Raw genomic sequence first — 21632 nt, 5'->3', positions numbered from 1 at the left:
TACCAGTGATCGTGAACACCGCGTCCTCTCCAGAACACACAGGGCTGTTGCTACCTACAGTGGCAGCCACAGGAAGCGCATTAACCGTTACAGTAACTTCATCTGAAGTTACATTTTTACAAACATTAGTCGTACTTGTAATAACTACCCGATATTCCCTTCCCGAATGACCGATTGGAGGCGCTGTTAAAGTTAAAGTTGCAGTATCTGTTCCTGAATAAATTCCTGTATTTGATAAACTTGTCCAAGCACCAGCTCCTATTTTTTCTTGCCACTGGTATACTAAATCATCACCAGTATCAACAACTGTAAAGGTTGCATTAGCTCCTAAACAAATTACACTTGCACCTGGCTGTGTTGTGATACTTCCTAATGCTGAAGCTGTTGTTACAAATGAATTGGTTGCTTGAGGACTTCCTGTATTTGTGGGAACTCCATTACTATCTACACTACCTTCATCATCATCTGCTAAATTGTTACTACTTGTTAAATCACCCGCATCAAAACTCCCTGCACCTTCAATAGCATCATAACATCCATCACCATCACTATCAACATCTAGAAAATCAGGCGATCCATCACTATCTGATTGTGTTAGGGGCAATGGTGTACCTCCATCATCTGGATCAGCAATATCGGACCAGCCATCACCATCTGTATCAACCAATGCTCCTGTTCCTATGAGTCCATCATTATCACCATCAACACCGCCTGCTTCAATAACATCATATATTCCATCATTATCACTATCTAAATCTAGAAAATCTGGAATACCATCATCATCATTATCGTATATATCATTTACACCATCTCCATTAGCATCTGTAAATACTGGAAAACCCGGTGTTACATCACTACTATCTAAATAATTTTCTATTCCATCATCATCTTCGTCACCACTTGGATCAAATGTAGATCCTCCAGCTTCATCTGTATCTAAAATACCATCTCCATCACTATCTAAATCACAAAAATCTTCAACGCCATCACCATCTCTATCTGGAGTTTCTACTATCGTATAATAAGATATAATCCCCCCCATAGCCCCATCTTGAGCGCCGTTTGTATTTGTATCTTGTGGTGCTTGATGTACACCTGCTATACCTCCTTGTAAGTCAATAATAATATTCGCTGGTGGAGTTGCCAAATTGTGAAGAAAAACACCGCCACCGCCACCGCCACCGGGACCGTGTAATACTGTTGTTCCTAAATCCTGACCATCTCCTCCAGAGATGTCAACATTTACGGTTCCCGAATATGATTCTATATCAAAAGCAACCGAGCCTCCAGCTCCGCCGCCGCCGCCGCCATCGATACCTGTTCCTGGTGCAGTTGAATCTGCTCCTTGCGCAAAAATAGTGCGGTTATTACCTACAATATGCCTGGCACGGATTACAACGATACCACCTCCATTGGTAGCTATCGCTGGATTTAAATTCGTTATATAACCTGCTCCACCAGCTCCACCTAAAAAAACTCTTCTTTGTGCCAAATAAGTAGACAAACTTACACCTCCCAGTCCTCCAGCATCTGCTCCTCCTGGATCCGTATCACACCAGCGTTTACCACCATCACCTCCAGCTCCATAATTGGAACCACCACCTCCTCCTGAGTCTCCAGCCATTCCGCCGCCGCCGCCATTAGCTCTGGGACCTCTACCTCTATTGAAGTTTGGGTCGTCCACAACAATTCCTTGTCCTTTAGGGGAGGATTCTGTGTTTGTAGAAGGAAGAACCATATATATTTGAGGGTCGACTCCAGAACAACTATCTAGAGTACCGTTCGCACTTACCGTCACACCATTATATCCCATTTCTCCAGCATCAATATCAGCATTAAGTGTCAATGTATCTTCTACAAAGATTGCCACGACACCACCTGTTCCTGAAACGGGATCCCATGGAACACCTGAAACTGTCCCGTTTACATTGACGTTATTGCTAAAGTTCGGGACTCTAACTAATTGCACAAGCCCAAGCACATCATAAGTATTTACTAATGGACCGTTTGGATATATAGTATTACCTATAATATTTGAAATGGTAAAAAATTCATAATTACCTGCATTACCAATATCTGTAATCGAACCTCCTGCTGCTGTATTCGTAGTGTTTACAGTAGCTCCTTTCATTTGGATGATTAAAACATTGTCTCCTATTGAAAAGGCTGAAGCATCTCCAACTGTAATGGCATTTAAACATACTGGCGACGTGTCACAAGGACCACAACCTGGAAAGGTAATACCTGAAACAGATTGATAGTCATTTATTACACCACTAATATTTGTTTGTGATATTGCAGTGAATGAAAACAACAAACTCACGAATACCAACAAACAAGAATGCCTTAATTGTTCTTTTTTTAGTTTAACACTTTTAAAAAGCAAAGTAGATTCACTTTTTAATAAAAAATGGCTAAAGGTTTTCATCTCTGGGAGTTATAATTAATTAGGTTAGTTACAATTATATTGTTAAAAAATTGATAATAGCAATTCACATAAAGAGAGAGAGGGTCTAACTGATTTTTAATGTCTCTGCTATAAAATAAATACTAGAAAGTAATATCGTAAAAGCAAAAATTGATTTATAAGAGATTATATTACCTAAATAATTGCTTTTCCGTTGGTTTGGAGATTTAATAAAAAAATTCATGGCGTTAGAGAGTTTGAGAGTTTGAGAGTTTGAGAGCATAACTTATTATAATAGTATTTGGTCTTTAGTTAGTTACTTTTAATCATATCGACGAAATGCAATTTTAATCGATAAAATGCAAATATATATTTTTTATGCACTTATACAAACAAAACATTTTTTTTTTTTAACATTTGTTAATTATTGTAATCCATAACCTTCATTTTAGTGAATTACAAACTGTTGTCATAGCTTCACTCCGACAAAATATAGGGGAAAAATCAGCAATTCCAATTATGAAAAAATTAATGAATAATTGAAGTAAACTTTCTATTTTACTTATCTAAAAACTATCTAGTTAGAATAGTAATCCTTAATTAAAAACATTTAAATTTTTAATTAAATTTTCTGTACTAAAAACTATAAAAAAAGTATTGGAGAAACTTATAGCAGCACGAAAGATTATTCAAACAAACAACCAGAGGCAAGTACTTACTTTATTTTAAAATAAATTAGCTAATATTAATTCTATCTGCTAATTTTTGGTCATAAAAGTATTAGAATATCTCATTGAAGAGTTCAATATACAAGCTTAATCAAACTACTTAATTCTTGTTTATTTAGTGATTCATGATCGAAAAAACTTATTTTTTTAAATAAAGAAGCCTAAATTTCATACATAAATACAGATATAATACTTATAAAACCATTTTAAATTCGTAATACGTCGAATTTTTAAGTTGTTTAATCGGTAAAAATATTTATCTATAGTTCTTTTTTAAAAACATTTTATCAATATTACTTCCAAATTTAAATAAATAATAAAGGAGATTATCACCATTCATAATAACTCCAATCTCTCTGGTAAAAATATGTTTAACAATAAAAAGTTTCTATAAAAATCAATTTTATAAATACTATATTTGCAACCCATTTGCTATAAAATATTTATGAGTTTTTTAGAGGAAATACAACGTCGACGAACTTTTGGTATTATTTCACATCCTGATGCTGGAAAAACTACTTTAACTGAGAAGCTATTGCTTTTTGGTGGTGCTATTCAAGAAGCTGGTGCTGTAAAAAGCAACAAGATAAAAAAAGGCGCTACCAGTGATTTTATGGAAATAGAGCGACAACGTGGGATTTCTGTGGCCACTTCTGTTTTAGCTTTTGAATATAATGGTATAAAAATTAATATTCTTGATACTCCTGGACATAAAGATTTTGCAGAAGACACCTTTAGAACGCTTACTGCAGTAGATAGCGTTATCGTAGTAATCGATGTGGCAAAAGGTGTTGAGGAACAAACTGAAAAACTTGTAGAAGTTTGCAGAATGAGGAACATCCCTATGATTGTTTTCATTAACAAAATGGATAGGGAGGGTAAAGATGCTTTTGACCTTTTAGACGAAATTGAGCAAAAATTAGGGTTAAAAGTGGCTCCTTTAAGTTTCCCAATTGGTATGGGTTATGATTTTAAAGGCATTTATAATATTTGGGAAAAAAACGTTAATTTATTTAGTGGAGATAGTCGAAAAGATATAGAAGAGACCATAGAGATTAAAGATTTGGGATCTTCTGAATTAGATAAGCTCGTAGGAGAAAAGGCAGCTCAAACATTAAGAGATGAAATTGAGCTTGTTGAGGGTATATATCCAGAATTTAGTGTAGAAGATTACCTTAATGGTCATTTACAACCTGTATTTTTTGGTTCTGCTTTAAATAATTTTGGTGTTAGAGAGTTGTTAGATTGTTTTGTTGAAATTGCTCCAAAACCTAGACCAAAACAAAGTGAGGAGCGTTTGGTAAAACCAGATGAAGATAAATTTTCTGGCTTTGTTTTTAAGATACATGCTAATATGGATCCTAATCATAGGAATCGATTAGCTTTTGTAAAAATTGTTTCTGGTGAATTTAAGCGAAATACACCTTATTTGCACGTAAGGCATAATAAAAAACTAAAATTCTCCAGCCCTAATGCCTTTTTTGCTGAAAAAAAAGAAATTGTGGATATTTCATTTCCTGGAGACATTGTAGGATTGCAGGATACTGGTAGTTTTAAAATTGGAGATACCTTAACTGAGGGAGAGACATTGAATTATAAAGGAATTCCTAGCTTTTCGCCCGAACATTTTAGATATATTAATAATGCAGATCCTTTAAAATCTAAACAATTATACAAAGGAATAGATCAGTTAATGGATGAAGGCGTTGCTCAACTATTTACATTAGAGCTTAACGGTAGAAAAGTAATTGGAACTGTTGGTGCTTTACAATATGAAGTTATTCAATATAGATTGGAGCATGAATATGGAGCTAAGTGTTCTTATGAAAACTTAAATGTACATAAGGCTTGTTGGGTAGATCCTGAAGATCTTAAAAGTGAGGAATACAAAGAATTTGTTAGAGTAAAACAGCGTTTCTTAGCCAAAGATAAGCAGAGTCAACTTGTTTTTTTAGCGGACTCTCCTTTTTCATTACAAATGACACAGCAAAAATACCCTAGTATCAAGTTCCATTTTACTTCCGAATTTAATTAATTTTCAGATGTTATTCATTAATTTATTTACATTTAATCGATAATTTATTACATTTAATCGATTTTATTAAACTTTTAGATGAATCTCTAGATACATTTAAAATAGAATTGCAACCAAAAACTACCTACTTATGAAAACTAAAGACAACGTTTTCAGTAATTCAGATATTACTGTGACTTTCGATCCTTGTACTTGTATTCACTCTGATCGCTGTGCAAAAGAACTTTCAAATGTTTTTCAAGATTCTGTTATTCCATGGATAGACCTTGATGGAGAAACAAATGAGAAAATAATAAGACAAATAAAAAAATGTCCTTCGGGTGCCTTACAATTCTATTATAATAAAAATAAAGAAGTTGCTTAGATTTATAAGATATATCAGATATGATACCTAAAATCAAATGAATTTACCAATTAAATCAAAATAAGACGCTTTAAGCCCTTTTTAATATATACTAGCATTGGCATATATAACTTTTTAAAATAAGTCTGTAAATTCATTTATTTAAAGCTAAAATTATAGCCCATATCATTAAAACTAATACAAAACTTAAAAGTTATAATCAATAACTATAAAAAAGTAAAAGTTCTTGAAAATTTTCAAGAACTTTTATTTTTTATGCTTGACCATTGGTCCAAAATTAAGGGGTATTGGTGGTTGCTCCATGAAAAATTTCGAGCAACACTCTATATTTTTTATTGGCTTACTTACCTCAAGTTTTAGGCCTGTCCTGTTGGTCCAAAATTAAGGGGTATTGGTGGTTGCTCGTAATCTTTAATTTCACCATGTGCACTTTCAAATCTAGATACGTTTTCTCCCAAAGCCTTTAGTAAGCGTTTTGCATGTTGCGGTGTTAATATTATCCTAGATTTCACTTTGCTCTTTGGAACTCCAGGCATAATATTTACAAAATCTACAACAAACTCAGAAACCGAATGATTAATAATAGCTAGATTAGAATAGGTACCTTCAGCTACTTTTTCATCTAATTCAATGTTAATTTGGCCTTGCTTTTGATTTTCTTTTTCGTTTGCCATAATTTAATTTTTTAAATTAATAAAAAAATCCTGCTAGTATTAGGCAGGATTTTTCTCTTTATGAGATTCCCACCTACGTGGGAATAATTCGATTATCCAACTCTCCTCAAAAAAGGCAGAGTTGGAATCTCATTAATTATAATTTAACTCTTGTTTTACCTGCATCATTTCGTCAAACTCTTCTTTAGAGCCTACAATAATGTCTGTATAATTTCTCATACCTGTACCTGCTGGAATTCTGTGACCAACAATTACATTTTCTTTCAATCCTTCTAAGCTATCAACTTTACCTGCTACAGCCGCTTCGTTAAGAACCTTAGTTGTTTCTTGGAACGATGCTGCAGAGATAAATGATTTTGTTTGAAGCGAAGCTCTTGTAATACCTTGCAGTATTGGAGTTGCAGTTGCTGGTTTAGCATCTCTAGCTTCTACAAGTTTCTTATCTTCTCTGCGCAAAATAGAATTTTCATCTCTTAGCTCACGAGGCGAAATAATTTGACCTGCTTTAAGATTCGTTGAATCTCCAGCGTCTTCGATTACTTTCATTCCGAAGATATCATCATTTTCTTTGATGAAATCTGCTTTATGAGCTAATTGATCTTCTAAGAAGATGGTATCACCTGAGTCAATAATACGTACTTTACGCATCATTTGTCTCACAACAACTTCAAAGTGTTTATCGTTAATCTTCACACCTTGTAAACGATACACTTCCTGTACTTCATTTACTAAATATTGTTGAACTGCAGATGGTCCCTTAATATTTAAGATATCGTTTGGTGTAATAGAACCATCTGAAAGTGGCATACCTGCTTTTACATAATCATTTTCTTGTACAAGAATTTGATTCGATAATTTAACAAGATATTTTTTAATCTCTCCTAATTTAGATTCTACAATAATCTCACGATTACCTCTTTTTATTTTACCAAAAGAAACCACACCATCAATTTCACTTACTACTGCTGGGTTTGAAGGATTACGCGCTTCGAATAACTCTGTTACACGAGGCAGACCTCCAGTAATATCACCAGCTTTAGCAGATTTACGAGGTATCTTAACTAAAACCTTACCAACTTTAATCTTCTCCCCATCATCAATCATTAAGTGAGCTCCAACTGGTAAGTTGTATGAACGTATTGTTTCTCCTTTGGCATCTTCTATATGAAGTGTTGGAATGAGTTTCTTATTTCTAGATTCAGAAATTACTTTTTCCTGGAAACCTGTTTGTTCATCAATTTCAACCTGATAAGTAACACCTTGTTCTATATTTTCATACTTCACTTTACCAGCAAATTCTGAAATAATAACACCATTGTATGGATCCCATGAACAAACAACATCACCTTTACTTAGACTATCTCCATTTTTAACATAAATGGTTGAACCATAAGGTATATTATTTGTACTTAATGTGATACCTGTTTGCTTATCAGTAAGTTTAAGTTCAGAAGTTCTGGAAATAACAATATCAACAATATTTCCTTCACCATCTTCTCCTTTTACTGTTTTTAAGTCCTCAATCTCAGCAAGACCATCAAATTTAACAGCTAATTTGTTATCCTCAGAAATGTTACCTGCAATACCTCCCACGTGGAATGTACGAAGTGTTAACTGTGTTCCTGGTTCTCCAATGGACTGTGCAGCAACAACACCTACAGCTTCTCCTCTTTGTACCATTTTACCTGTCGCTAAATTACGACCATAACATTTAGCACAAATTCCTTGTAGAGCTTCACAAGTTAAAGCTGAACGTACTTCTATACTCTCAATAGGAGACGCTTCTATAGCTTTTGCTATATCGTCTTCTATTAATTGACCAGAAGCCACTAATAATTCTTCAGTTAAAGGATTATAAACATCATTTAAGGCAACACGCCCAACAATTCTCTCTTCTAGTTTTTCTACAACTTCATCGTTTTTCTTTAATGGCTCAACTTCTACACCTCTTAATGTGCCACAATCTTCTGTATTGATAATAACATCTTGAGATACATCTACTAAACGACGTGTTAAGTAACCTGCATCTGCTGTTTTAAGAGCTGTATCTGCAAGACCTTTACGTGCACCGTGTGTAGAAATAAAGTATTCTAGAATTGAAAGCCCTTCTTTAAAGTTAGAAAGAATAGGGTTCTCAATAATCTCTCCTCCACCTGCATTGGATTTTTTAGGTTTTGCCATTAATCCTCGCATACCTGTAAGCTGACGAATCTGTTCTTTAGATCCACGAGCTCCAGAATCAAGCATCATAAATACCGAGTTAAATCCTTGTTGATCTTCTCGAATACGTTTCATTGACAATTCGGTCAGTTCTGCATTTGTAGATGTCCAAATATCAATTACTTGATTATAACGTTCGTTATTAGTTATAAGCCCCATGTTGTAATTACCCATGATACCGTCAACTAAACCATTGGCATTATCAATCATACCTTGTTTTTCTGGTGGAATAATAATATCACCTAAACTAAATGATAATCCTCCTTGGAAAGCGAACTTAAATCCTAAAGTCCTAATAGCATCTAAGAAATCAGCCGTTTCTGGAACTGATGTCACTTTAAGTATTTTTCCAATAATATCTCTTAACGATTTCTTTGTAAGCACTTCATTGATATAACCTGCTGCTTGCGGTACATGTTGGTTAAATAATACACGACCAACCGTAGTTTCTACAATTGCAGGTGCTAATTTACCATCTTCATTAATATCAATCGTTCTTACTTTTATCCCAGCATTTAAATCTACTTTTTTCTCATTAAAAGCAATAACAACTTCTTCTGATGAATAGAATGTTAAGCCTTCACCTTTAATTGGTAATTCTGGAGTAGACTTACGCAACTTGGTCATATAATATAAACCAAGTACCATATCTTGAGAAGGTACCGTTACAGGAGACCCATTAGCAGGATTTAAAATGTTATGAGATGCCAACATTAATAATTGACATTCTAAAATAGCTTCTGGTCCTAATGGTAAGTGTACCGCCATTTGGTCACCATCAAAATCCGCGTTAAATGCCGTACATACTAACGGGTGTAATTGAATCGCTTTACCTTCAATTAGTTTTGGTTGAAAAGCTTGTATACCCAACCTATGCAAAGTAGGCGCACGGTTTAGTAATACTGGGTGTCCTTTAAGAACATTTTCCAGAATATCCCAAACCACTGGTTCTCTTTTATCTATAATTTTCTTAGCAGATTTTACAGTTTTTACAATACCTCTTTCAATTAATTTTCTAATTACGAAAGGTTTGTAAAGCTCTGCAGCCATATTTTTTGGTAAACCACATTCGAATAATTTCAGTTCTGGTCCAACAACAATAACAGAACGCGCAGAATAGTCAACACGTTTACCAAGTAAGTTTTGACGGAAACGCCCTTGCTTACCTTTTAATGAATCTGATAATGATTTTAATGGCCTGTTAGAATCGGTCTTAACAGCTGAAGACTTACGTGTATTGTCAAATAAAGAATCTACAGACTCTTGAAGCATACGCTTCTCATTACGTAAAATTACTTCTGGTGCCTTAATTTCAACTAATCTTTTAAGACGGTTGTTACGGATAATAACACGACGGTATAAATCATTTAAATCAGACGTTGCAAAACGACCTCCATCTAGTGGTACTAATGGACGTAATTCTGGTGGTATGATTGGAATGACTTTCATGATCATCCATTCTGGACGATTTTCTCTATTTAGATTAGATTCACGTAAAGACTCTACTACTTGTAAACGTTTTAAAGCTTCCGTTTTACGTTGTTTAGACGTTTCGGTATTGGCTTTATGACGTAATTCGTATGATAACGTTTCTAAATCAATTCTAGCCAATAATTCAATAAGACATTCAGCACCCATTTTAGCTAAGAACTTATTAGGGTCTGTATCGTCTAAGTATTGATTTTCTTGAGGAAGTTCTTCAAGAATATTTAAATATTCCTCTTCTGTTAAGAAGTCCATTTTTTGTAATGGTTCACCTTCTTCGTTTTTGGCATTACCAGGTTGGATTACTACATAACGTTCGTAGTAAATAATCATATCTAATTTCTTAGATGGCAACCCTAATAAATAACCTATTTTATTTGGTAACGAACGGAAATACCAGATATGGGCTACAGGAACTACTAAATTAATGTGTCCTACGCGATCACGACGTACTTTCTTTTCTGTTACTTCTACACCACAACGATCACAAACGATTCCTTTGTAGCGAATTCTTTTATATTTACCACAAGCACACTCATAATCCTTTACAGGACCAAAAATACGCTCACAGAACAAACCGTCACGTTCTGGTTTGTGAGTTCGATAATTGATAGTTTCTGGTTTTAAAACCTCACCTCTTGACTCTGCTAAAATAGACTCTGGTGATGCTAAACCAATTGAGATTTTATTAAATCTCTTTACTGTATTCTTATCTTGTTTTCTTGCCATAATTTCTTATAGTATTCAGTGTCAGTGTTCAGTGCGCAGTGACTACTGCTAACTGGTTACTGCAAACTATTTTATTATTCTTCTAATCTGATATCTAATCCTAAACCTTTCAATTCATGCATTAATACATTGAATGATTCTGGTAATCCTGGATCTGGCATTGGCTCACCTTTAACAATACTTTCGTAAGTTTTGGCTCTACCAATAACATCATCAGATTTTACAGTTAAGATCTCTCGTAGCGTACTTGATGCTCCATAAGCTTCAAGTGCCCAAACTTCCATCTCACCAAAACGCTGACCACCAAATTGTGCTTTACCACCTAATGGTTGCTGTGTAATTAATGAGTAAGGTCCAATAGAACGTGCGTGCATTTTATCATCAACCATATGTCCTAGTTTCAACATGTAAATCACACCAACAGTAGCTGGTTGATCGAAACGTTGACCTGTTCCTCCATCGTAAAGATAAGTATGTCCGTATCTTGGAATTCCAGCTTCATCTGTAAATTCATTAATTTGATCTATTGAAGCTCCATCGAAAATTGGAGTCGCATATTTGCGACCTAATTTTTGACCTGCCCAACCTAATACCGTTTCGTATATCTGACCAATATTCATACGAGAAGGTACCCCAAGTGGATTTAATACAATATCAACTGGCGTTCCATCCTCTAAGAAAGGCATATCTTCCTGACGAACGATTCTTGCAACAATACCTTTGTTCCCGTGACGTCCTGCCATCTTATCACCTACTTTAAGTTTACGTTTTTTAGCAATGTAAACTTTAGCTAATTTGATAATACCTGCTGGTAATTCGTCTCCTACAGAAATTGTAAATTTCTCACGTCTTAAAGATCCTTGTAAATCGTTTTCTTTAATTTTATAATTATGAATTAAATCTGCTACAAGCTGATTTGTATGATCATCTGTTGTCCATTTACCCGAAACTAAATGTGCATAATCATCAACAGCATTTAACATTTTAAGTGTGAATTTTTTACCTTTTGGTAATACTTCTTCACCTAAATCATTAAAAATACCCTGAGCTGTTTTACCATTAACAATAGTGAACAACTTCTCAATTAAGATATCTTTTAACTCATCAAACTTTCTATCGTATTGTGCTTCTAATGCTAAGATATCATCTTTATCCTGAGCTCTCTTACGTTTATCTTTTACTGCTCTTGCAAATAATTTCTTTTCAATTACTACACCGTTTAAAGATGGTGACGCCTTTAATGAAGCATCTTTTACATCGCCTGCTTTATCACCAAAGATAGCTCGTAATAACTTCTCTTCTGGAGTTGGATCAGATTCACCTTTTGGTGTAATTTTTCCAATAAGAATATCGCCAGGTTTTACTTCTGCACCTACGCGAATCATTCCGTTTTCATCCAAATCTTTAGTCGCTTCTTCAGAAACGTTAGGAATGTCATTAGTCAACTCTTCGTTTCCTAATTTAGTATCTCTAACTTCTAAAGAATACTCATCAATATGAATCGATGTGAAGATATCCTCACGTACAACTTTCTCAGAAATTACAATCGCATCCTCAAAGTTATATCCTTTCCATGGCATAAAGGCTACTTTCATGTTTCTACCTAATGCCAGCTCTCCTTTTTGAGTCGCATAACCTTCACATAAAACCTGACCTTTTGTTACCATATCTCCTTTAACCACAATTGGTTTTAAGTTGATAGACGTTCCTTGGTTTGTTTTTCTGAATTTAACTAATTGATAAACTTTAATATCACTATCAAAACTTACCTTAGCTTCATCTTCCGTACGATCGTATCTAATTTTTATCTCATTTGCATCCACATAAAGTACTTCTCCATTTCCTTCAGCATTAATTAATACACGGGAATCTGAAGCAACTTGACGTTCTAATCCTGTACCAACAATTGGCGCTTGTGGTAATAATAATGGTACAGCTTGACGCATCATATTAGACCCCATCAAAGCTCTATTCGCATCATCATGTTCTAAGAACGGGATTAGAGATGACGAAATCGATGATATTTGGTTTGGTGCAACATCTGTATAGTTTACAGACGTTGGTTCTATGACTGGGAAATCACCTTCCATACGGGCAATAACTTTATCATGTAATATTTTACCGTCATCATCAACCTGTACGGTTGCTTGCGCAATTAATTTCTCCTCTTCTTCCTCAGCACTTAAGTACGTTGGTTCATTTTTAATATCAACTACACCATCCGTTACTTTTCTATAAGGCGTTTCAATGAATCCCATAGAATTCACTTTAGCATACACTGAAAGTGAAGAAATTAAACCAATATTTGGTCCCTCTGGTGTTTCAATTGGACATAAACGTCCGTAGTGTGTATAGTGTACATCACGAACCTCGAAACCTGCTCTTTCACGAGATAAACCTCCTGGCCCTAATGCCGATAAACGACGTTTATGTGTGATTTCAGCCAATGGGTTCGTTTGATCCATAAACTGAGATAATTGGTTCGTACCAAAAAATGAATTAATTACCGAAGATAATGTTTTAGCGTTAATTAAATCTATTGGCGTAAAAACCTCATTATCACGAACATTCATACGCTCACGAATCGTACGAGCCATACGGGCTAAACCAACACCGAACTGTTGTGATAATTGCTCACCTACTGTACGCACACGACGGTTAGACAAGTGATCAATATCATCAATCTCTGCTTTAGAGTTGATAAGCTCGATTAAATATTTTATGATAGTAATGATATCTTCTTTGGTAAGCACTTGCTTATCCATTCCAATATCCAATTGTAATTTCTTATTCATTCTGTAACGCCCAACTTCTCCTAAAGAGTAACGTTGGTCTGAGAAGAATAATTTATCTATAATACCACGTGCTGTTTCCTCATCTGGCGGCTCAGCATTACGCAGCTGTCTGTAGATATGCTCTACAGCTTCTTTTTCAGAGTTTGTTGGATCTTTTTGAAGCGTATTGTGAATAATGGCGTAATCACCTTGTTCAGCACTTTCTTTATGTAAAAGAATGGTTTTAACATCTGCTTCAATAATTTCTTCTACATTTTCTTTGTCTAAAATCGTATCACGATCAAGTACAATTTCGTTACGCTCAATAGATACTACTTCTCCTGTATCCTCATCAACGAAATCCTCATGCCATGTATTTAATACACGTGCTGCCAGTTTTCTTCCTAAATATTTCTTTAATCCAGATTTAGATACTTTAACTTCTTCAGCAAGATCAAAAATCTCTAAGATATCTTTATCACGTTCAAAACCAATAGCTCTAAACAATGTTGTAACAGGTAATTTTTTCTTTCTGTCAATGTAAGCGTACATTACCTGGTTAATATCTGTAGCAAATTCGATCCAAGATCCTTTAAAAGGAATTACTCTAGCTGAATATAACTTAGTTCCATTAGCATGGAAAGACTGACCAAAGAATACGCCTGGTGAACGGTGCAATTGAGATACTACTACACGTTCTGCTCCGTTGATACAAAATGTACCACTTGGTGTCATATAAGGTATCGTTCCTAAATACACATCTTGAACAATGGTCTCGAAATCCTCATGTTCAGGGTCTGTACAATATAACTTTAACCTTGCTTTAAGCGGAACACTGTAAGTTAGTCCTCTTTCAATACACTCATCAATAGCATATCTTGGCGGATCTACAAAGTAATCTAAAAATTCTAAAACAAATTGATTACGGGAATCTGTAATAGGAAAGTTTTCCATGAAGGTGTTATAAAGACCCTCATCTCCTCTTTCTTCAGATTTTGTTTCTAATTGGAAAAAATCCTGGAAGGATTTAATCTGGATATCCAAGAAATCTGGATATTCTGTTCTATTTACAATAGACGAGAAATTTAATCTTTCAGCTTGTGTTGATAACATCAATGGACGGAATTATGATTAAAAAATAATAGTGATAGCGTACGTAATAATTATATACGCAAAATGGTCTAGGCCTTGTCACGCTTTTTAACGTGACAGGCCTAAACCTTTATGTTTTTGAGTTGTTAAGCTTACTTAAGCTCAACCTCAGCTCCAGCTTCTTCTAATGATGCTTTTAAACCTTCTGCTTCATCTTTAGTAACACCTTCTTTGATAGGGCTTGGTGCTTCGTCTACTAAACCTTTAGCTTCTTTTAATCCTAAACCAGTTAATTCCTTAACTAATTTAACAACTGCTAATTTAGAACCACCAGCTGCTTTTAATATAACATCAAATTCAGTTTTCTCTTCAGCAGCGTCTCCACCACCTGCAGCAGGACCAGCAACAGCAACTGCAGCAGCAGCAGCAGGCTCGATACCATACTCATCTTTTAATATAGTAGCTAACTCATTTACTTCTTTTACTGTTAAGTTAACTAATTGTTCTGCGAAATCTTTTAAATCTGCCATTTTTCTATCGTTTTAATAATTTTTTAATAATAATATAATTGTAATAAGTGCGTACTGCTTAATACTATCCTTCTTTTTCAGATAGTGTTTTAATAATTCCAGCAATCGTTCCTCCACCTGATTTAAGTGCAGAAATAACATTTTTAGCTGGAGATTGTAATAATGTAACAATTTCTCCTAACAATTCTTCTTTAGACTTGATATCTACTAACATGTCTAATTGATTGTCTCCAATGTAAACTGCTTCTTCAATAAACGCCCCTTTTAATAAAGGTTTGTCGGATTTTTTTCGGAAGGTTTTTATTAACTTTGCTGGTACATTTCCTGTCTCAGAATACATCACAGATGTATTTCCTTTTAAAACCGTTGGAAGTTCTCCAAAATCTTTATCTGAAGCTTCCATTGCTTTTTCAAGTAATGTATTTTTAACGACTGCCATTTTTACGTTGGCTTTAAAACAAGCACGACGTAAATCTGAGGTTGTTCCTGCGTTTAATCCTGAAATATCTGTTAAATAAATATTTGCATTATTGGCTAATTCTCCAGTTAACTCCTCAATTACTTGTGATTTTTCTTCTCTTGTCATAATAAAAGTATTTTAACTGATTAACCAATTTTAGTATCAACAGCAACACTAGGACTCATGGTACTAGACATAAAGATACTTTTTACATAAGTACCTTTTGCAGTTGTTGGTTTTAATTTCATTAATGTCTGTAATAATTCATTTGCATTACCTGCAATTTTATCAGCGCTAAATGATGCTTTTCCTATAGCAGCGTGTACAATACCCGTTTTATCAACTTTAAAATCGATTTTACCAGCTTTAACTTCTGTTACAGCTTTAGCTACATCCATAGTTACTGTACCTGTTTTTGGGTTAGGCATTAAACCACGAGGACCTAATACACGTCCTAAAGGACCTAATTTACCCATTACACTTGGCATCGTAATAATAACATCTACGTCTGTCCAACCACTCTTGATTTTATCAAGATATTCGTCTAAACCAACATAATCTGCACCAGCTTCTTTAGCTTCTGCTTCTTTATCTGGTGTTACCAATGCCAATACTTTCATATCTTTACCAGTACCGTGTGGAAGTGATACAACACCCCTTACCATTTGGTTTGCTTTTCTAGGATCTACGCCTAAACGCACTGCCAAATCTATAGATGCATCAAATTTAGTACTTGTAATTTCCTTTATTAATGCTGACGCTTCTTCAACAGAATAAATTCTTCCTTTTTCTATTTTCGCTGCAGCCTCTTTTTGCTTTTTTGTTAATCTTGCCATTTTTAATGTCTTTTAAAGATTAATTAGGAAATTTTCCTGTAACGGTTATTCCCATAGATCTTGCTGTACCAGCAACCATTTTCATAGCAGACTCTGTAGTAAATGCATTTAAATCTACCATTTTGTCTTCTGCAATAGTTTTAATCTGATCCCAAGAAACTTTAGCTACTTTCTTTCGGTTTGGTTCTCCTGAACCTTTCTTCACCTTGGCCGCTTCTAATAATTGTACTGCAGCTGGAGGGGTTTTTATTACAAAGTCAAACGACTTGTCTTTGTAAACAGATATAACAACTGGTAATACTTTACCAGGTTTATCCTGCGTTCTAGCATTAAATTGCTTACAGAACTCCATGATGTTAACTCCAGCAGCACCTAAAGCGGGTCCAACCGGTGGCGACGGATTCGCAGCACCTCCCCGAACTTGTAACTTAACTACTTTACCTAATTCTTTTGCCATTTTTAATAATTTAGTTAGATACGATTCTTATAGTTGGAAGCAAAAGAATGTATCTTTTATATAGTGTAACAATTATTATACTTTTTCAACTTGCATATAACTTAGTTCTAATGGTGTTTTTCTTCCAAAAATCTTAACCATTACTTCTAGTTTACGCTTTTCTTCATTTATTTTCTCAATCGTTCCATCAAATCCATTGAAAGGACCGTCAATAACTTTAACTGTTTCCCCCTTAGTAAAAGGAATGGCCACATTTGCAGTTTCTTCAACAGACAACTCATCAACTTTACCTAACATTCTATTAACCTCAGATTGTCTAAGTGGAACTGGGTCTCCTCCTTTTGTTTCACCTAAAAATCCAATAACGTTAGTAACCGAACGTATTATATGTGGTACTTCCCCTGTCAAATTAGCCTGAACCATTATATATCCAGGGAAAAACACTTTTTCCTTATGGATTTTTTTTCCATTTCTAATTTGAATTACGCGTTCAGTAGGAACCAATACTTGATCAACATAATCTTGAAGACCTAATCGAGCTATTTCATTCTCGATATAAGTTTTAATCTTATTTTCTTGACCACTTACAGCTCTAACAACGTACCATTTTTTTTCGCTTACTTCTGACATAAAATCAACATTAATCATTAATTAATTAACTCAAAGTAATAACTAACAACTTTACTAAACACTGTATCTACTCCCCAGATAGCTAAGGAAAATAAAATTGAAAATACAGCGACTAAAACTGTTAAACTTTGTGCCTCAGTCCATGATGGCCAACTCACATTGTTTTTAAGTTCTCCAAATGATTCTTTTACGTAATTTACAATTCCAGCCATTTATTATTTTTTTGAACACTTTACCTCGACTGTGCTAAGCACAAACTACGCTAGTGTAAACTTACTTAGAAACTTTTTGTCTCTTTTATTCTATTTCAAATGAAAACACTTTTTTAAAGCTTCTTCATGTTTTAAGCACGGGTTGAGAGACTCGAACTCCCGACACCTGGTTTTGGAGACCAGTGCTCTACCAACTGAGCTAAACCCGTAAATATAAGTCAAGGCATTCCGAAAAACGGAATACCTTAGCTTATTATTTATTTAAAACTGTATTAGTCTAAAATTTCAGTTACCTGACCTGCACCTACAGTTCTACCACCTTCACGAATCGCGAAACGTAAACCTACGTTCATTGCAATTGGTTGGATTAATTCAACAGTAATAGTTAAGTTATCTCCAGGCATAACCATCTCAACTCCATCAGGAAGTCCAATATTTCCAGTCACATCAGTAGTACGTACGTAGAACTGTGGACGGTAGTTATTATGGAATGGCGTGTGACGTCCACCCTCTTCTTTTTTCAAGATATAAACCTCAGCTTTGAAGTTTTTATGTGGTGTTACTGAACCTGGCTTAGTGATTACCATACCTCTTGAGATATCACTTTTCTCAATACCTCTTAATAAGATACCAGCATTATCTCCAGCTTCACCTCTATCTAATATTTGACGGAACATTTCAATACCAGTAATAGTAGATGTTAATTTCTCAGCACCCATACCTATAATCTCTACAGGGTCTCCTGTGTTAGCAATACCAGTCTCGATACGACCAGTAGCAACTGTTCCACGACCTGTAATTGAGAATACATCTTCAATTGGCATTAAGAAATCTTTATCAACTTCTCTTGTTGGCTCTTCGATCCAAGAATCACAAGCTTCCATTAACTCCATTACTGTATCTACCCATTTTTGCTCACCGTTAAGTGCTCCTAAAGCAGAACCAGCTATTACTGGACCATTATCTCCATCATACTCATAGAAAGATAATAAGTCTCTAATTTCCATATCTACTAATTCAAGTAATTCTTCATCATCAACCATATCCACTTTATTCATGAATACAACAATACGAGGAATACCTACCTGACGTCCTAATAAGATGTGCTCACGTGTTTGTGGCATTGGACCATCTGTTGCTGCAACAACTAATATTGCTCCATCCATTTGAGCAGCACCCGTTACCATGTTCTTTACGTAATCCGCGTGACCTGGACAGTCAACGTGTGCATAGTGACGATTTTTTGTTTGATACTCAACGTGAGATGTATTAATTGTAATACCTCTTTCTTTTTCTTCTGGAGCGTTATCAATTTGATCGAAGTCTCTTGCTTCTGATAAACCTGCATCAGCTAATACTTTAGTAATAGCAGCAGTTAAAGTTGTTTTACCGTGATCTACGTGTCCAATAGTACCAATATTTAAGTGTGGTTTTGAACGATCGAAAGTTGCCTTTGCCATGTTTTTTAAATAATTTAATCTTAGTTATATAATAATATTAGTGTATTCTAATTTTTTAGCCTTTAAAATAGAGCCAATGACGGGAATTGAACCCGTGACCTCTTCCTTACCAAGGAAACGCTCTACCCCTGAGCTACACCGGCTTAAAATATTAGAGCGAGAGACCGGGTTCGAACCGGCGACATTCAGCTTGGAAGGCTGACGCTCTACCAACTGAGCTACTCTCGCAATTATTTACAATTCTAAGTTTAAAACTTTAATTTTCAAAAATCGCCAAATTTTAATTGACTATCTAAAAAAGTGGGGAGAGCAGGATTCGAACCTGCGAAGACATAGTCAGCAGATTTACAGTCTGCCCTCGTTGGCCGCTTGAGTATCTCCCCTTTTTAAACTTATTTCACTTTTTTAAAGAACTTTCTCAAAACAAACAGTTACTACTTTTCTGTTTTGAACTCCCTGCTTTTACAGGAATTTAAAGAGCCGATGGAGGGACTCCCTTCGACTACGCTCAGGATAAACTTCTCGTCCCAACCAACTTTTGTTTTAATCATAAAACATAGGCCAATCACCTGATACGCTTTTCAAAATTTCAAGAGCCGATGGAGGGACTCGAACCCACGACCTGCTGATTACAAATCAGCTGCTCTAGCCAGCTGAGCTACATCGGCATTTCTTATACTTTTTACGCATAAAAAAAGCCCGCTATTTCTAACGGACTGCAAATGTATAGATTTATTTTTTTAATCAAAACATTTTTTAAGAATTTTTACTATAAATGTGATCTTAATTTCTCTTTTCTCTTTTTAAGCTGTCTTTCTAATGATGATACAGCGACATCGGCTCCCTCTTCAAAACTTTTACATTGTTTCTTTACCACAAAACTATCCCCTGGCACACTTACTCTGGCTTCAAATATTTTATTTTCTTTTTCACTTGTATTTTCTACTTTTAAATAAACATCTGATTTAATAACTTTATCATAAAACATATCTAATTTATCCATCCGCTTTTGAATAAAATCTATTAACTTTTGGTCAGCATTAAAGTTGACTGATTGCGTGTTCACTTTCATTCTTTTGTTTTTTGGTTAATAATCTTTTCACTATGCTATTTTTTACTTCTGGGATGTGCCTTTATATGCACCTTTTTTAATTCAGCTATACTATTATGTGTATAAACTTGAGTTGCAGCTAAACTCGAATGTCCTAAAAGTTCTTTAACAGCATTTAAATCAGCACCTTGGTTTAACAAATGTGTAGCAAAAGAATGGCGCAAAATATGCGGACTCTTTTTCACCTTTGAAGATGCCTTACTAAAATACTCATTTATTATTCTGTAAACAAGTGTTTCGTAAATTTTAAATCCCTTTTTCGTTAAAAATAAACTATTAACATCCATAATGCCTTCTAATTTATTTCTTGAAATTAAATACTTACTTATTGTTTTAACTACAGAATCTAATAACGGAACGATACGCTCTTTATTTCTCTTTCCTATGACCTTTAACGTTTTATTATGAATATCTACACTTGCTAAGCCTAACTCCACTAATTCTATTCTTCTAATACCTGTGGAATAGAAAAGTTCTATAATTAATTTATTACGAATACTTTCGAAATCATCGTCAAAATTCAGATCATCTAAAACAGCTGTTATTTCTGTTTCCGAAAATGGCACCTGAACTTTTTTATTCGTTTTTAAAGCTTTATGTTTTAATAGAGGGTTTTGATGTATGTCTTCAATTTTTAAAAGAAACTTATAATAGGTATTTAATGCCGATATTTTCCTGTTGATACTTCTATTCGACAATCCTTTTTCCACCATATAGACTATCCAACTTCTAATTTGTGAATAATTTACATACTTTATATGTTCTTTCGTATCATAGGTTGTTTTTATAAATTCTGAAAATGCCTCTAAATCTTTTTGATAGGCGTTGACCGTTAATGTAGAATAGTTTTTTTCAAGTAACAAATAATTAGTGAATGGTTTTAACGGCATCTTATATCTTTCTTCTATCTAGTTAAAAGTACGAAGTTTTTATTGTTATTTAAGTTTAGAGCAAAAAAAATCCCACTTAATAGTGGGATTTCAATATTCTATATAAAGATTATATATCTTCAGCATCTCTTAGTGCCTGTATATACTGAGCTTTTTGAATTTGTGCTCTACGTACTACTGAAGGTTTGTTAAACTGTTTACGTGTTTGTAACTGACGCTTAGTTCCTGTTTTATCAAACTTTCTCTTAAAACGCTTTAGCGCTCTATCTATATTTTCTCCTTCTTTAATCGGTATTATTAACATAGTCCTTAACCTCCTCTCTTTTAGATTTTCAGGGTGCAAATATATAAATAATTTTGAATTCCAAATTCTAAATTCTGAATTATTTTAAGCCACCAACTTATACTCCTTTTTGCCTACTCTATTTTGGCGAAACACCTATCAACTATTCTACTACTGGCCTATATTCTTTCTTATCTATGACTATTTTGGCGATAATCCTTTTGTTATTTTCGCCAAAACACCTACCAACTATTC

The 21632-nt window shown here is 34.5% G+C and carries 15 protein-coding genes, 5 tRNA genes and 1 pseudogene; 2 read left to right on the top strand and 19 right to left on the bottom strand.

Annotated elements, in window-relative coordinates; all coding sequences use genetic code 11:
* Positions 1 to 2428, bottom strand: a pseudogene (locus tag HHX25_RS11130) (hypothetical protein); the annotation flags it as partial.
* A 1152-nt stretch (positions 2429 to 3580) separates the two neighbouring features.
* Here HHX25_RS11130 and HHX25_RS11125 point away from each other — a divergent pair.
* Together HHX25_RS11125 and HHX25_RS11120 are read left to right on the top strand one after the other, a co-directional pair.
* Positions 3581 to 5170 (top strand): peptide chain release factor 3, encoded by a 1590-nt coding sequence (locus HHX25_RS11125; RefSeq protein ID WP_169673131.1) that lies wholly within the window; start codon positions 3581 to 3583, stop codon positions 5168 to 5170.
* Between the two features lie 130 nt (positions 5171 to 5300).
* A complete protein-coding gene (locus tag HHX25_RS11120; protein ID WP_169673129.1) occupies positions 5301 to 5534 on the top strand; it encodes a (4Fe-4S)-binding protein in 234 nt (77 codons plus the stop codon).
* A 356-nt stretch (positions 5535 to 5890) separates the two neighbouring features.
* On the opposite strand, the gene HHX25_RS11115 is transcribed toward HHX25_RS11120, so the two are convergent.
* The 18 genes from HHX25_RS11115 to rpsU form a co-directional block, all read right to left on the bottom strand.
* Positions 5891 to 6208, bottom strand: a complete 318-nt coding sequence (locus HHX25_RS11115; RefSeq protein WP_169673127.1) for a DUF3467 domain-containing protein — start codon at positions 6206 to 6208, stop codon at positions 5891 to 5893.
* A gap of 132 nt (positions 6209 to 6340) precedes the next feature.
* Positions 6341 to 10642 (bottom strand): DNA-directed RNA polymerase subunit beta', encoded by a 4302-nt coding sequence (gene rpoC / locus HHX25_RS11110; protein WP_169673126.1) that lies wholly within the window; start codon positions 10640 to 10642, stop codon positions 6341 to 6343.
* Between the two features lie 74 nt (positions 10643 to 10716).
* On the bottom strand, positions 10717 to 14529 hold the full coding sequence (rpoB, locus tag HHX25_RS11105) for a DNA-directed RNA polymerase subunit beta (RefSeq protein ID WP_169673124.1): 3813 nt from the start codon (positions 14527 to 14529) through the stop codon (positions 10717 to 10719).
* A gap of 131 nt (positions 14530 to 14660) precedes the next feature.
* Positions 14661 to 15038, bottom strand: a complete 378-nt coding sequence (gene rplL, locus HHX25_RS11100) for a 50S ribosomal protein L7/L12 (protein ID WP_169673122.1) — start codon at positions 15036 to 15038, stop codon at positions 14661 to 14663.
* A gap of 64 nt (positions 15039 to 15102) precedes the next feature.
* The gene (gene rplJ, locus HHX25_RS11095) at positions 15103 to 15624 is read right to left on the bottom strand and encodes a 50S ribosomal protein L10 (protein ID WP_169673120.1); all 522 of its coding nucleotides are present in this window, start codon (positions 15622 to 15624) and stop codon (positions 15103 to 15105) included.
* Positions 15625 to 15644: 20 nt separating this feature from the next.
* Positions 15645 to 16334: a 50S ribosomal protein L1 gene (gene rplA / locus HHX25_RS11090; protein WP_169673118.1), complete on the bottom strand. Its 690-nt coding sequence runs from the start codon at positions 16332 to 16334 to the stop codon at positions 15645 to 15647.
* Between the two features lie 19 nt (positions 16335 to 16353).
* On the bottom strand, positions 16354 to 16791 hold the full coding sequence (gene rplK, locus HHX25_RS11085; RefSeq protein ID WP_135877075.1) for a 50S ribosomal protein L11: 438 nt from the start codon (positions 16789 to 16791) through the stop codon (positions 16354 to 16356).
* Positions 16792 to 16866: 75 nt separating this feature from the next.
* Positions 16867 to 17421, bottom strand: coding sequence for a transcription termination/antitermination protein NusG (gene nusG, locus HHX25_RS11080; RefSeq protein WP_102754918.1), 555 nt, complete (start codon positions 17419 to 17421; stop codon positions 16867 to 16869).
* A gap of 17 nt (positions 17422 to 17438) precedes the next feature.
* Positions 17439 to 17633: a preprotein translocase subunit SecE gene (secE, locus tag HHX25_RS11075; RefSeq protein WP_169673116.1), complete on the bottom strand. Its 195-nt coding sequence runs from the start codon at positions 17631 to 17633 to the stop codon at positions 17439 to 17441.
* 136 nt (positions 17634 to 17769) lie between these two features.
* Positions 17770 to 17842, bottom strand: a tRNA-Trp gene (locus tag HHX25_RS11070).
* Between the two features lie 63 nt (positions 17843 to 17905).
* On the bottom strand, positions 17906 to 19093 hold the full coding sequence (gene tuf, locus HHX25_RS11065; protein ID WP_169673114.1) for an elongation factor Tu: 1188 nt from the start codon (positions 19091 to 19093) through the stop codon (positions 17906 to 17908).
* Positions 19094 to 19164: 71 nt separating this feature from the next.
* Positions 19165 to 19236, bottom strand: a tRNA-Thr gene (locus tag HHX25_RS11060).
* A 12-nt stretch (positions 19237 to 19248) separates the two neighbouring features.
* A tRNA-Gly gene (locus HHX25_RS11055) sits at positions 19249 to 19321 on the bottom strand.
* Positions 19322 to 19394: 73 nt separating this feature from the next.
* Positions 19395 to 19476, bottom strand: a tRNA-Tyr gene (locus HHX25_RS11050).
* A gap of 211 nt (positions 19477 to 19687) precedes the next feature.
* A tRNA-Thr gene (locus HHX25_RS11045) sits at positions 19688 to 19761 on the bottom strand.
* A gap of 101 nt (positions 19762 to 19862) precedes the next feature.
* On the bottom strand, positions 19863 to 20165 hold the full coding sequence (gene hpf / locus HHX25_RS11040; RefSeq protein WP_135877079.1) for a ribosome hibernation-promoting factor, HPF/YfiA family: 303 nt from the start codon (positions 20163 to 20165) through the stop codon (positions 19863 to 19865).
* A gap of 35 nt (positions 20166 to 20200) precedes the next feature.
* Positions 20201 to 21094: a tyrosine-type recombinase/integrase gene (locus HHX25_RS11035; RefSeq protein WP_169673112.1), complete on the bottom strand. Its 894-nt coding sequence runs from the start codon at positions 21092 to 21094 to the stop codon at positions 20201 to 20203.
* 109 nt (positions 21095 to 21203) lie between these two features.
* On the bottom strand, positions 21204 to 21398 hold the full coding sequence (gene rpsU / locus HHX25_RS11030) for a 30S ribosomal protein S21 (protein ID WP_169673110.1): 195 nt from the start codon (positions 21396 to 21398) through the stop codon (positions 21204 to 21206).
* Positions 21399 to 21632 lie beyond the last annotated feature (234 nt).

Source organism: Flavivirga algicola (assembly GCF_012910715.1).
Taxonomy (GTDB): Bacteria; Bacteroidota; Bacteroidia; order Flavobacteriales; family Flavobacteriaceae; genus Flavivirga; species Flavivirga algicola.
This window is presented reverse-complemented; position numbering and strand designations above follow the sequence as displayed.

Excerpts from the sequence above, each read along its gene's own strand:
- rpoC (WP_169673126.1), bottom strand. The coding sequence starts at position 10,642 with ATGGCAAGAAAACAAGATAAGAATACAGTAAAGAGATTTAATAAAATC.
- tuf (WP_169673114.1), bottom strand. The coding sequence starts at position 19,093 with ATGGCAAAGGCAACTTTCGATCGTTCAAAACCACACTTAAATATTGGT.
- HHX25_RS11125 (WP_169673131.1), top strand. The coding sequence starts at position 3,581 with ATGAGTTTTTTAGAGGAAATACAACGTCGACGAACTTTTGGTATTATT.
- rplA (WP_169673118.1), bottom strand. The coding sequence starts at position 16,334 with ATGGCAAGATTAACAAAAAAGCAAAAAGAGGCTGCAGCGAAAATAGAA.
- nusG (WP_102754918.1), bottom strand. The coding sequence starts at position 17,421 with ATGTCAGAAGTAAGCGAAAAAAAATGGTACGTTGTTAGAGCTGTAAGT.
- HHX25_RS11120 (WP_169673129.1), top strand. The coding sequence starts at position 5,301 with ATGAAAACTAAAGACAACGTTTTCAGTAATTCAGATATTACTGTGACT.
- rpsU (WP_169673110.1), bottom strand. The coding sequence starts at position 21,398 with ATGTTAATAATACCGATTAAAGAAGGAGAAAATATAGATAGAGCGCTA.
- HHX25_RS11115 (WP_169673127.1), bottom strand. The coding sequence starts at position 6,208 with ATGGCAAACGAAAAAGAAAATCAAAAGCAAGGCCAAATTAACATTGAA.
- rplJ (WP_169673120.1), bottom strand. The coding sequence starts at position 15,624 with ATGACAAGAGAAGAAAAATCACAAGTAATTGAGGAGTTAACTGGAGAA.
- rplK (WP_135877075.1), bottom strand. The coding sequence starts at position 16,791 with ATGGCAAAAGAATTAGGTAAAGTAGTTAAGTTACAAGTTCGGGGAGGT.
- hpf (WP_135877079.1), bottom strand. The coding sequence starts at position 20,165 with ATGAAAGTGAACACGCAATCAGTCAACTTTAATGCTGACCAAAAGTTA.
- HHX25_RS11035 (WP_169673112.1), bottom strand. The coding sequence starts at position 21,094 with ATGCCGTTAAAACCATTCACTAATTATTTGTTACTTGAAAAAAACTAT.
- rplL (WP_169673122.1), bottom strand. The coding sequence starts at position 15,038 with ATGGCAGATTTAAAAGATTTCGCAGAACAATTAGTTAACTTAACAGTA.
- secE (WP_169673116.1), bottom strand. The coding sequence starts at position 17,633 with ATGGCTGGAATTGTAAATTACGTAAAAGAATCATTTGGAGAACTTAAA.
- rpoB (WP_169673124.1), bottom strand. The coding sequence starts at position 14,529 with ATGTTATCAACACAAGCTGAAAGATTAAATTTCTCGTCTATTGTAAAT.